At 31.8% G+C, this 13145-nt stretch carries 13 protein-coding genes and 1 riboswitch; all 13 genes read left to right on the forward strand.

Annotated features, from left to right (window positions below; translation table 11 throughout):
- Positions 1 to 127 precede the first annotated feature (127 nt).
- The gene (locus KQI88_RS06605) at positions 128 to 415 is read left to right on the forward strand and encodes a Veg family protein (protein WP_216415561.1); all 288 of its coding nucleotides are present in this window, start codon (positions 128 to 130) and stop codon (positions 413 to 415) included.
- Positions 416 to 617: 202 nt separating this feature from the next.
- Positions 618 to 1841, forward strand: a complete 1224-nt coding sequence (arcA, locus tag KQI88_RS06610; RefSeq protein WP_216415562.1) for an arginine deiminase — start codon at positions 618 to 620, stop codon at positions 1839 to 1841.
- A gap of 54 nt (positions 1842 to 1895) precedes the next feature.
- A complete protein-coding gene (locus tag KQI88_RS06615) occupies positions 1896 to 3536 on the forward strand; it encodes a M20/M25/M40 family metallo-hydrolase (RefSeq protein ID WP_216415563.1) in 1641 nt (546 codons plus the stop codon).
- Positions 3537 to 3577: 41 nt separating this feature from the next.
- On the forward strand, positions 3578 to 3829 hold the full coding sequence (locus KQI88_RS06620) for a GIY-YIG nuclease family protein (protein WP_216415564.1): 252 nt from the start codon (positions 3578 to 3580) through the stop codon (positions 3827 to 3829).
- Positions 3830 to 3914: 85 nt separating this feature from the next.
- A riboswitch (cyclic di-GMP riboswitch) is annotated at positions 3915 to 4000 on the forward strand.
- A 103-nt stretch (positions 4001 to 4103) separates the two neighbouring features.
- Positions 4104 to 5147, forward strand: a complete 1044-nt coding sequence (locus KQI88_RS06625) for a tetratricopeptide repeat protein (RefSeq protein ID WP_216415565.1) — start codon at positions 4104 to 4106, stop codon at positions 5145 to 5147.
- Positions 5148 to 5211: 64 nt separating this feature from the next.
- Positions 5212 to 5745, forward strand: a complete 534-nt coding sequence (locus KQI88_RS06630; RefSeq protein WP_216415566.1) for a metalloprotease family protein — start codon at positions 5212 to 5214, stop codon at positions 5743 to 5745.
- Positions 5746 to 5989: 244 nt separating this feature from the next.
- Complete coding sequence (locus KQI88_RS06635) at positions 5990 to 7564, forward strand: DUF3794 and LysM peptidoglycan-binding domain-containing protein (RefSeq protein ID WP_216415567.1); 1575 nt, start codon at positions 5990 to 5992, stop codon at positions 7562 to 7564.
- A 122-nt stretch (positions 7565 to 7686) separates the two neighbouring features.
- Entirely contained in the window at positions 7687 to 8565 is an 879-nt protein-coding gene (ispE, locus tag KQI88_RS06640) for a 4-(cytidine 5'-diphospho)-2-C-methyl-D-erythritol kinase (RefSeq protein WP_216415568.1), read from the forward strand.
- Positions 8558 to 9238: a GntR family transcriptional regulator gene (locus KQI88_RS06645; RefSeq protein WP_216415569.1), complete on the forward strand. Its 681-nt coding sequence runs from the start codon at positions 8558 to 8560 to the stop codon at positions 9236 to 9238. Before ispE ends, KQI88_RS06645 begins: the two co-directional genes overlap by 8 nt.
- 61 nt (positions 9239 to 9299) lie before the next feature.
- Complete coding sequence (locus KQI88_RS06650; protein WP_216415570.1) at positions 9300 to 10034, forward strand: nucleotidyltransferase family protein; 735 nt, start codon at positions 9300 to 9302, stop codon at positions 10032 to 10034.
- Positions 10035 to 10202: 168 nt separating this feature from the next.
- Positions 10203 to 11312 (forward strand): GerAB/ArcD/ProY family transporter, encoded by a 1110-nt coding sequence (locus KQI88_RS06655; protein ID WP_216415571.1) that lies wholly within the window; start codon positions 10203 to 10205, stop codon positions 11310 to 11312.
- 27 nt (positions 11313 to 11339) lie between these two features.
- Positions 11340 to 11546, forward strand: a complete 207-nt coding sequence (locus KQI88_RS06660; protein ID WP_216415572.1) for a CLC_0170 family protein — start codon at positions 11340 to 11342, stop codon at positions 11544 to 11546.
- 17 nt (positions 11547 to 11563) lie between these two features.
- Positions 11564 to 13144: a spore germination protein gene (locus KQI88_RS06665; RefSeq protein WP_216415573.1), complete on the forward strand. Its 1581-nt coding sequence runs from the start codon at positions 11564 to 11566 to the stop codon at positions 13142 to 13144.
- The last annotated feature ends 1 nt before the right edge of the window (position 13145 follow it).

The raw sequence follows: 13145 nt of genomic DNA on the forward strand, positions 1-13145 counted from the left end.
TTAAAAAACAAATATATGCTATTTGACAAACAATCCATTTGCATTTATAATATATGGTCAACTATTTGACAATAGTTATCAAATATGTTATGATATAATTGTCAAAGTTGCGAAAGAAGGTGATTACTTGGCAATCAAAACTCCACTTGATGGAACAAATCAATTACAAGAGATTAGAAAGAACATTGAAGGATATGTTGGACAAAAAATTGTTCTTAAGGCTAATAAAGGAAGAAAGAAAACTACTGTTCGAGAAGGAATCTTAGAGAACACATATCCCAATATCTTTATCGTAAGAATTGATGGAAAGTTTGATGACAATGTTAGAAGAGTTTCCTACAGTTATTCTGATATTCTTACAGAAACAGTTGAAATCACCGTGTGTAGTGACAACAAGAGTATTAAAGTTAGTTAATATAAACGCCACCCTAATGGGTGGTCTTTATTTTTATAATCAATGAGACAGCATTATACGAGTTTAAATTTTTATACATTAAATGTATAAAAACTCTATAAACCTTATAAATACTAATATTGAATTATGCATAAAAATTGGATATACTATTATTAGAATAAAAAGACAATTCATAAAAGTTTAAAACGGAGGCGGAAAAACTATGCTAAATGGTGGTTTTTTAAATATTACATCGGAAATAGGCAAATTAAAGGCAGTACTTCTTCATAGACCAGGTCGAGAATTAGAGAGATTAACACCTCAATATTTACAAGAACTTCTATTTGATGATATACCATGGCTTAATAGAATGAGGCAGGAGCATGATGGCTTTGCAAAGGTAATGACTGGCAGAGGAGCTGATGTATATTATTATGAAGAATTATTAGAAGAAGTTTTAAAGAATAAAGATATACATGAATCCTTTGTTGAAGATTTAGTAAAGATCTGTAACATTGGTAATGAACTATTAGAAAAAGGTATTATAGAATACTTATTAACAAAAACGCCAGCAGAAACTGTGGAGATAGCTATATCAGGACTACATAAAGATGATTTACCAGAAATTAAACGTGAACCTTGTTTATTAGATTATATTAAACAAGAATATCGTTTCTATATAAATCCTCTACCAAATCTATATTTCACCAGAGATCCAGGAACCGTTATTGGTCAAGGTCTATCTATTAATAAAATGGAAATGAGTGCTAGAAATAGGGAAACTATGTTTTTACGATATATTTATAAATACAACCCATTATTTAATGGGAAAAATACTCCTCAATGGTACGATTACAATGAAAAACACAGTATAGAGGGAGGAGATATTTTAGTATTAAGTGATAAAGTGGTGGCGATTGGCTGTAGTGAAAGGACTTCAGCTAATGGTATAGAAATTTTAGCCCAAAGACTTTTTGAAAATAGTAACATAGAAAAGGTGCTAGCTGTTAAAATTCCATTTACTAGAGCATATATGCATCTAGATACGGTATTTACAATGGTTGATTACGATAAGTTTACAATTTATCCTGGAATAGAGGATAGGGTTAGTGTATATGAGTTAACCAAGGGTAGGAAGATGCCAAAGATTACACCTATAGATACATTAGAAAACAGTTTGAAGTCAGCCTTAGGACTTCCAGCTATAAAACTAATTAAAACTGGTAGAGGAGATGCCATTACAGCGGCTAGGGAGCAATGGAACGATGCTACTAACACCCTAGCTGTTGCACCTGGAGTAATTATTACATATAATCGCAATGAGATATCAAATGAATATTTAAGAAATAATGGAATAGAAGTTATAGAGATTGAAGGATCTGAACTGGTAAGAGGACGAGGTGGTCCAAGATGTATGTCTATGCCTCTTGTGCGTGAAGAGCTTTAGTATTGATGGTTTAAAGATTTAGAGTAAAACAATACATATTAAGGGGGTATTATAATGGACATTGGTAAAAGAGCTGAAGAGCTAGCTATAGGGCTTACAAGTATCCTTAGTGTTGTAGGTACTAAAGAAGAAAATAATGTGGTTAAAAGAATCTATAAATTCTTTGGTGAAATGGATTATTTTAAGAATAATCCTGAAAACTTAAAATACGTAGATGTTATAGACGATGAGATTGGTAGAAAATCTACTTTGGCTACGATTAAAGGAAAAAAGGGAAATTCCAATAAGACAGTTATTTTAATTGGACATACAGACACTGTTGGTATAACGGATTATGGTGACTTAAAAGAGTATGCTACTAAACCTTTAGAATTAATTGAAAAATTAAAAGAAGTAATCATTCCTGAAGAAGCCAGAATTGATTTAGACACTGGAAATTATATCTTTGGTAGAGGAATTTTTGATATGAAATGCGGAGTAGCAATTATCATGACCATAATGGAAGAACTAGCTAAAAACGTAGATAATCTAGAGGGAAATGTTATATTTGCTGCTGTATGTGATGAAGAAGGCAACTCTGGTGGAATGCTATCTGTAGTACCTGAATTAGTTAGGCTTAAAGAGTCGGAAGGCTATGAATACTTAGCAGTTATAGACACTGATTATAGTGCTCCTAGATATGTTGGCGATGAAAATAGATATGTATACATAGGTACTGTTGGTAAACTAATGCCTAGTTTCTTTATAGTAGGTAAAGAAACCCATGTGGGGGAACCCTATAAAGGATTAGACCCTAATCAAATATCTTCTAGCATAACTAAGGAATTTAACTTAAATATGGAGTACTGTGATGTGGCTGAAGGAGAAGTGTCTCTTCCACCAATTACTTTGAGGCAACAAGACTTAAAAACAGAATACTCAGTACAAATTGCGAAGACTTCATATCTTTACTTTAACTATGCTACCCATATATCTACTCCTGATGAAGTAATGAACAGAATGTTAGTAGGAGCTTTTAAAGCTTTCCAAAATACTATAGATGAGTTAAATAATCAATATAAGAGTTATTGTAAAATGAGTAGTTATCCTTATGCGGAGTTACCTTGGAAAGCAAGAGTTATTACTTATGAAGAGCTAGTTGAAAAAGTTAGGGCTGAAAAAGGTGAAGAACTTAATTTAATGCTTGAGAAATTAAATAGAGAGCTACTTGATAATGATAAAATTGATGAAAGGGTTTTTGCATTAAAACTTGTAGAGCAAGTACATAAAATGTGGTCTGATAAAGAACCTGTAGTTATAGCTTATTTCTCACCACCATATTATCCTCACATTTATGTAGAAGGTAATGAAGTTAAAGAGAAAAATCTTCTAAGAGCTGTTGATGATGCTATTGAAGCTGCTGACAACAAATTTAATATAGTTAGAAAAAAATTCTATCCTTATATATCAGATTTAAGCTATGCTGCTGCACCAAAAGAAGATTCTATCATCGGAGTTTTAAAAGAAAATATGCCAGGTTTTGGTGTAAAATATAATCTTCCACTTAAAGAAATGCAAGAACTTAACCTTCCTGTAGTAAATATAGGACCTTTCGGCAAAGATGCTCATAAGTTTACAGAGAGAGTAGAAAGAGATTATTCCTTTAATGTGCTTCCGAAGATGGTTTATGATACTATTTTAAATTTATTAAAGTAGGCTAGTACTAGAAAAATGATAAAATATATATGGTGATTAAAATGAACTACGTATACATATTAGAATGTGCTGATAAGAGCCTATACACTGGATGGACTAATAATTTAGAGAAGAGAGTTAAAACCCATGGAGATGGGAATGGTGGGAAATATACAAGGGCTAGACTTCCTGTAAAGCTTGTATATTTTGAAGAGTATGATGATAAAGTATCTGCCCAGAAGAGGGAATATGAAATAAAGCAGATGAGAAGAAAGGAAAAATTAAAATTAATTGAAAGCGCCATTGTCGAATAATGGCGTTTTTTGTCGATATGATAATAAAGGATTTTGTAGAGAAATGTATAATTATATACCTGTTAAACGGAAAAATATATACAGTATTTGAAAAGGGCAAAATTATCGAAAGATAATGACGCAAAGCCTTGGGCCTAAAGTATATTTTACTATGGTAGCCGGGTTGCCGAAAAGGATAATCCAATTATATAAGGATTATCCTTAGCTTTGTGCGCTTTTGTACAAAGCTTTTTTTATTTTAAAGTTATATTATCTATGAAAGGAGGCTAAAAATATGTCGGAAGAAGTAATGGAGCAGGATTATGTCGATGATGGAGTATGTAAAAACTGCAATAGTCCTCATGTTGAAGAGGGATATAATCTAGCACTATGTAGAGAGTGTAGAGAAGAATTTGTTAGGAGACCCATACCTCTATGGGTTAAGGGATTTATTATAATATTAATATTTACGTTTATTGCTGGTATAATGAGATTTCCTCAAACATTAATCAGTGGTATTGCCTATGAAAGAGGGAAAAAGGCAGAAACAGCCCACAAATATAAAACAGCTATGGAGGAGTATGAAAAGGCATTAGAACAGTATCCAGACTCCACATTAATATTAGCTAAACTGGCGGTTACCTACTATCATAATAATAAAATTGAAGAAGCCATTAATACTATTGATATAATTGGTGGTAGAGATCTGGACGAACAGGATTTAGTTGAGGAAGTTAATGAAATTATGGATAAAATATCTAGGAATTTTTATCCAAGCGAGGAGTTAGTGAACGTATTAGATCAATATGATCTAGGAACCCAAGAGTTTTTTAATGAATTAGAAAATTGGGTTAATAAAAATCCAGAGGATGTTTTTGCTATTTATTATTTAGCTAATGTCTATTACGATCAAGGAAGATATGATGAATCAGAAGAGTATATGAATAAAATACTTAGTATTGATCCCACATTTTATGATGGCTATTTATTTCTTTCTGCACTTTATAGGGAAAGAGGCGAGTTCGATCGAGGCATTGAATATTGCAACAAAGTTTTAGAACACAATATTGAAAATCCACGTGCTTATGTTGGATTAAGTAGAATTGAACTTAAAAGATATGAAGATAAAGCAGCATTGGACTTTGCAAAAAAGGCTTATGAGATTAGTCCGCAGGAACCCTATTTTATATCAAATCTTGCCTTAGCATATCATTATAATAATATGGAAGAAGAAAGAAATAAAACAATGGATTTACTTAGAAATCAGCAAAATCAGTACAGTAATAGGGAGATAAAATGGTTAGAAGATGTTATTTCAGGGCTGATCAAATTAAGATAGTAGATAATATAGGAAAAATGTTGAATTGTATTTATGCCTATAAAGATGAGAGGAGGTAGAATTAATGTATATAATACCAGGTTTTTTGGTTTCTATAACAACCTTTCCAGGTGTAATTGTTCACGAACTTGCACATCAGTTATTTTGTAGAATTACAAGGGTTGCAGTATTAGATGTTTGTTATTTTAGCCTAAAAAATCCAGCTGGATATGTAACACATGAGATTCCTACAGAGCCTATTAAACAGTTATTAATAGGAATAGGACCATTTTTAATTAATACTATCCTAGGTGCTTTGATAGCTCTTCCAGGAGCTATACCAGTAATTAGGTTTGGTGATGGTCATACAGTAGATTACTTTTTTATATGGCTAGGTATTTCTATAGCAATGCATGCTTTTCCTAGTATTCAAGATGCTAAAAATATTTGGAATGGAATTAAAAAAGAAGAAACACCAATATGGATTAGAATATTAGCTACACCTATTGTTGGACTTATTTATCTATGCACTATTGCATCTGTATTATGGTTTGATGTTATTTATGGTATGTTTGTAGCTATGTTAATTCCAAATATTATTATAAACCTATTGGCTTAGTTATTAAGTATCAGTTTCAATCTATAATATTATTGAGATTAAGGTTAATTCCTTTAGATAGAATAGCAAAAAAAGAAGTGAAAATCCTGCATTTTCACTTCTTTTTTTTATTTAATAACATATATATGTAAAAGAGAAATTTTATTGGACTAACTAAAATGGTAATAAATTTTTTAACATATTTTGTACACAACAAAATATAGTATAGTAAGGATTTTAAAAGATTTCGGGAGGAGGCAAATGTATGTCTGTTGAACTAATAAGAGACTTGTTTAAATTGGATCAAGTAGTAGGTGAAAATATTGCTCAGACAATTGTAGAAGGAGATATTCTAGTACCTGATACAAAGCCTGACATTACAAGAGTTTTATCTGCCAATGGTAAAGTACAATTAACTAAGCAAGAGATAATGGATAACAAAATTGCTGTAGAAGGGACTACATATTTTAAGATTTTATATGTTTCTGAAAAAGGAGAACAACCTCTTTACAGCATAGATAGTAGCACAGAATTTAAGCAAAGTATTGAAATTGAAGGTATTAATTCTAAAATGAAGAGTGAAGTAGTAGCAGAAGTTGAACACGTTGACTTTAATATAAACAACGATAGGAAAATTGGGGTAAAGGCTGTAATTAACTTAACTGGTAAAGGTATTGAAGAAAAGACTATGGAAATTACTAAGGATCTTGCAGGCCTAGAGGATATTCAAGTGTTGAAGGAAACATTTCAATACACTGATATTGTAGGAGTCAACAAATCAGAAACATTAGTAAAAGATAATTTCGAAATAGATGAAGATGAATATGAGATTAAAGAAGTTTTAAAATGGGATGCTACAGTACTAGAGAGGGAAACTAAAATTACCGATGGAAAAGTAATTGTAGGTGGTATAGTAAATATCGATTTATTATATGTTGATGAAGATGATGAAAATCCATTAAAGATAATTAAAAGAGAGATTCCATTTACTCACTTTGTAGAAATTACGGATGCTTTTAGTGATATGAAATATAAATTAAAACTTTCTGTTGACGAACTTTACTATGATATTAAAGAGAATATTCGTGGTGAGAGAAAGATAGTAGAAATTGAAGGGGTAATTAAAGTAGAGGCCAAGGTTATGGACACTCAAAGTAGGGAGATATTGGTTGATACATATTCACCAAGTAAAGTGCTTAAAATCAACAAAAAGCAGATTGAATTAAACGAAAATATTGGTATGAATAGAGCACATGTACTTTTGAGAGAAACTTTAGATATACCTCATGGCCATCCTCCTATTAATGAAGTATTTTCTGTTAATGTTAAACCAATTTTAACAGACTATAGTCTTGTAGTAGATAAAACTATGATAGAGGGAATATTAGAAGCTACAATTATGTATAAGGCAATGGAAGGAATACAACCTTTATATAGCTTTATTCAAGAAGTTCCATTTAAACATTATGTTGATCTTGAAGGTCTACAAGAAGATATGGAAGCTGAAGTTGAATTATTTATAGAAGAAACAAACTATAATGTTATAAATGGAGAACAGGTTGAGCTGAAGATAAATGTAGGAGCTACCTGTGAAGCATATTGTAAAAAAGTTATAGATGTAATTGCAAATATTGATGAATTAGAAGAAGATGTTAATATAACATCAAGACCGAGTTTAACTATATATTTTATGCAACCTGAGGACACTCTGTGGAAGGTTGCTAAAAGATATCATACAACTGTACAAAGGATTATGGAAACAAATCAAATTGAGAATCCAGTAGCTGTTAAAGCTGGAGATCATATTATTATTGAAAAAGTTCACAACTTTAAGCTATAGTAAAAAGGACTGTCTTATTGACAGTCCTTTTATGCTTTTGTTAAGTATTGCAGAAAAAGCCCTTATTAATATATAATAATAGATGATTTATCAGATATAATGTTGGTTGAGGAGAGAAAACAATGAAACAAATAAATTTGAAATCTAGGGCAAAGATTAACCTATCATTAGATGTGATAGGCAAAAGGCCCGATGGTTACCATGAAGTAGAAATGATTATGCAGCAAATAAATTTATATGACAATATATGTATTAGAGAAAGAGATGATAAAGAAATAAAAATCTTCACCAACTGTGAATATATTCCTAAAAATGTTTCGAATATTGCATATAAGGCAGCGGATAGGCTCCGAAGGGTATTATCTATTTCTAAGGGGGTAGATATTTATATAGATAAGCAAATCCCAGTAGCAGCTGGGCTAGCAGGTGGGAGCTCTAATGCAGCCGCAGTTTTAAAAGGCCTTAATCATCTATGGGATCTAAGGCTTTCCACAAAAGAGCTTATGGATATAGGGGTAACCATTGGAGCAGATGTTCCATTTTGTATTTTAGGAGGAACTGCCTTAGCAAAAGGTATAGGAGATAAACTGACTCCTATAGATTCTAATATTAAAAATACTTGGATAGTATTAGCTAAACCTCCCATATCTGTATCCACTGGGGAAGTATACGGACAGTTAGATTTGTCTAAAATAACAGATAGACCTAATACAACTCAATTAGTTGATGCTATTAAAGAAGGTAATATTTATGCTTTATCAAGTAATATGGGTAATATATTAGAAACTGTAACAGAAACAAAATATAATATTATTACTGAGATTAAAAGAAGAATGATGGAATATAATGCCTTAGGAGCGATGATGTCTGGAAGTGGTCCTACAGTTTTTGGTATATATAAAAATTATGAAAAAGCAAAATCCGCATATGAACATCTATCCTTATTTTATAAACAAACATATATGGTTCAAACCTATAATGGAGGTAAAAAAATTGGATAATTTAGAAAAGCTATACATAGAAAACTATAAGCCTTTAAGGGAAATCGTTTTTGAATATTTAAGACAATCTATATTAGATGGTAAGCTAGAACCTGGAAAAAGACTGATGGAAATTCAGATGGCAGAGCAGTTGGGGGTTAGTAGAACGCCTGTAAGGGAAGCTATACGAAAACTAGAACTAGAAGGTCTAGTAGTTATGGTTCCTAGAAGGGGCGCCTATGTTGCAGATGTTTCAATAAAGGATGTCTTAGAGGTATTAGAAGTACGAATGGTATTGGAAGGATTAGCAGCATCTTTAGCAGCGGAAAGAATGTCCGACGATGAAATTAATGAACTTACATCTGTTTGTGATGAATTTAAACGTTATTACGAAGAAGATAATATTGAAGGAATGATCCAGAAAGATGTGGAGTTCCATGATCGTATTTTTAATTCCACAGGCAACAATAAGCTGAATCAAATTTCTCAAAGTTTAAGGGAACAGATCTATCGCTTTCGTGTTCGTTATATTTCCCGATATAATAAGGCTAAAGAACTTGTAGACGAGCATCAGGCCTTATTAGATGCAATACGTAATAGGGATCCAGACAAGGCCTATAAATGTGGAATGAAGCATATAGAGAATCTAACAGATCATATGATGGAGCAATTACAAATATATAAAGAAGAATAAAAGTAATAGTTTGAATGTTAGAACTTTTAGGTAAGTATTTGCTAAGTTAGGGGGTTAACTAATGAAAGCCATTATATTAGCAGGCGAAGGAGAGCAGGACATTAAATATTTTGGACAAGGAAAAGCATTAATTAATTTTAAAGGGAAGCCTTTAATAGAGTACACTATAGATGCCTTAACCCAGTCAGAAATGATAGAGTATATATTAGTTGTGGGTAATAAAGCCCTCTTAACTCCATATATAGGTAATAAGGTAGATGAAATAATCGATCAAGAAAAGAATATGTTAGATAATCTAATGAAGGGAATATCATATTTCGAGGAGAATGAAAAAATCCTAATATCTACCTGTGATATACCATTAATTACTTTTCAGGCTGTACAGGACTTTATAATTAAGTCCCTTAATTTAAATGCTGACCTATGTTATCCTATTATTGAAAGATCGATATGTGAAGGTAACTACCCAGATGCTAAACGTACATATGCTTCTTTAAAAGAAGGAGACTTTACTGGAGGTAATTTAATAATGGTTAATCCATTTAAAGTTAAATCTATTGAAGATCATATTAGACTCCTTATAAAGCATAGAAAAAATCCATTAAAAATGACAAGAGCATTAGGGCCAAAGATTGTTTTACAAATGCTTTCAAAGCGTCTTACAATTGAAAAACTTGAAATCTATATAAAAGAAAGATTTAATATAGAGGGCAGAGCACTAATTACCCCCTACCCCGAAGTCGGTAGCGATATAGATCGTATAGAAGACATTGAAATATTAGAAAAATATATTTAAAAGACCTAAGGAAAACCTTATTCCTTAGGTTTTTTATTGTTATAAATGAATATAAAAATGTAAAAGTGTAAAGATTATTAAATAATATTTCAGATATAGAAAGCAAGGCACATGTATTTGATAATATAGAAAAATTGTCTTAAGTAGGTAATAAATGGGGGAGATATAGTGAATAAGGATGAGAAACTATCAGGTTTTGAAATAGTTACGATATCAACTTTATTAATGGTAGGTACCGGTATTTTATCCCTGCCAAGGTTTTTGATCGAAGCCTCGGAAGTAGATACTTGGCTAATAATATTATCAGGAGGAATAATTCTAGCTATAGTTGCATTTATATATGGGTACATTATAAGCCGATTCCCAGGTAAGGGATACTTTGAAATACTTTCAATAACTTTAACCAGACCTATCGCATATATATTATCCACTATATATATTATTTACATAATAATTCTAATGGGACTAAATATAAGGATATTTGCTGAAGTGCTTAAGGGATCATTATTCCCTATGACACCAATAGAGATTATTATATTAGCTATGATACTAACAGGCGGTTACGGAGCAAGACTAGGATTAGAGACTTTAGGTAGGTTTGCAAAGTTACTGTTTCTAGTTATGACACCAGTAACCATAATTATGTTTAGTCTAGCATGTTTTGATGCCGATTTTTCTAATCTGCTTCCTATTTTTAAAATTAGTTTTGAGGAATTAGCTTTTGCAGTTCCCAGGGTATTTTATAGTTTTATAGGTTTTGATGCTATATTGATTTTGGGCATGTTTTTATACAATCCACAAGATGCTAAGAAGACAGGACCTACATCTGTAGCATTAGTAACGCTTTTATATTTATTTATAAACACAGTAACCTTAGCAAAGTTTGGTGCAAAACAAACCTTAGTATTGGTATGGCCCACTTTAAATTTAATAAGAAGTATAGATATTCCTCTAGCATTTATTGAAGATATGACAAGTATAGGTGCAAGCCTATGGGTTTTCTCGGTATTCATGTCCTATTTACCTAACTGTATGGCTAATAGTGTATTGCTTGGTCAAATGACTGGATGTAGAGAAAATAACTTTTTCTCTGTATGTCAACTACCACTTATTTATTTAACTGCTATGCTTCCGAGTAACATCACTCATATATATGTAATTTTGGATGGAACTACTAAATACTTAGGTCCTTTATTTTTATTTATAGTACCAACACTTATTTTAATAGTAATAGGGATGAAGGGCTTAAAAAATAAAGTAGTAAAATCTGAGTCTTAGCTTAGAAAATTAAAAGGAGAATTAACTATGAACATAATTTTATATTATATTAGGACATTATTTAACGTTAATATGCTAGTTATATTTATATTAGTAGGGCTATTTTTGCTCTTAAGAGATGTACCACTTTTAAAAAAGAAAAAGCTTAATAAAGAAAGTAACATTGCAAATGCATTAGCTTATATATATATATTTGGAAGTATTGCTTTATTTATAATTGCAAAGATGATATAGACTTAGGAGGAATTTAGATGAGCCTGTGGGAAAGTTTATTTGGTAAAAAAAGTGAAAATGAAAATATAAAACCAGAAGAAACCAAGGTGGGTAAAAGCCTGGATGAAAATCTAGAGTCTATTAAAAACATGCTGATAGATTGTGATGATATTGTATATAGAAATATTAAAGTAGGAACAGATGAAAGCTATAGAGCAACATTAATATATATAGATGGTATGGCAGATAAGAATTTACTAAATGACTATGTACTTAAAAATTTAATGGTATCTAGCAGAATCACTCCTCCTAATGCAAAAGTTATTAAAAAGGAACTAAGTAATATTCTAAAGGATAAGACTCTAACCGTATCAGAGATGAAGGAAGTAGAGACTATTGAACAAGGAATTCTAGATATATTAAGTGGAGATACAGTACTTATACTAGATGATTATGAAAAGCTAATTATCATTGCATCTAAGGGCTGGGATGGCAGATCTATTTCTCAACCTGAAACAGAATCTGTTATTAGGGGACCTCGGGAGGGTTTTGTAGAAACCATTAGAGTTAACACTGCCTTAATTAGAAGAAGGATTAGGGATCATAAGTTAAAAATAAAGGGGTATAAAATTGGAAAGAGATCCCAAAGCGATGTGTGTGTTATGTATATTGAAGATATAGTTAATCAAGATGCATTAAAAGAGGTGGACAAAAGGCTAAGTGCAATAGATATAGATGCAATAATTGATAGTGGATATATAGAACAGCTTATAGAGGATAATTGGCGTTCGCCATTCCCACAAATACAAATTACAGAAAGGCCAGATGTTGCATCAGCAGCTCTATACGAAGGTAAGATAGCTATTATAGTGGACAATAGTCCTTTTTCACTAATAGTGCCAGCTACTTTAAATGCTATGATGCAATCTGCTGAAGATTACTACGAGCGGTGGGGGATTGCCACATTTATTAGGATTTTGAGATATATTGGCGCTGCCATATCTTTATATGCTCCAGCACTATATATTGCAGTTACAGCCTTTCACCCTCAAATGCTCCCTTCCAAGCTGTCTATGTCAATAGCCGCTAATAGAGCAGGGGTTCCATTTCCTTCTGTAATAGAGGCTATTATTATGGAAATAACTCTAGAAATATTAAGGGAAGCAGGGGTACGGCTACCTGGGCCCATAGGAGCCACCATAGGTATTGTAGGTGGTCTTGTAGTTGGACAGGCAGCGGTAGAAGCAGGAATAGTAGGACCTATAATGGTAATTGTAGTAGCAATAACTGCTATATCATCCTTTGCTATTCCAAGTTATAGCATGGCAATTGGTCTTAGATTATTAAGATTTTTACTAATAATTGTATCTGCAACTTTGGGTCTATATGGTATTATGTTAGGAACAATACTAATACTAGCACATTTATGCAGCCTAAAGAGCTTTGGAGTACCATATTTAGCTCCTTACACAACCTATATTAGACAAAGTACAGACTTAAAGGACACATTCATTAAGGCTCCGCTACCATCTATGCATAATAGAGATACAACAGCTAATAAAAATCAAAGTAAAAGAATGCAGGATCGTAGGGAAGAGGATTTAGATAAAGAGGAGTGAA

The sequence above is a fragment of the Alkaliphilus flagellatus genome, assembly GCF_018919215.1.
GTDB classification, from domain to species: domain Bacteria; phylum Bacillota; class Clostridia; order Peptostreptococcales; family Natronincolaceae; genus Alkaliphilus_B; species Alkaliphilus_B flagellatus.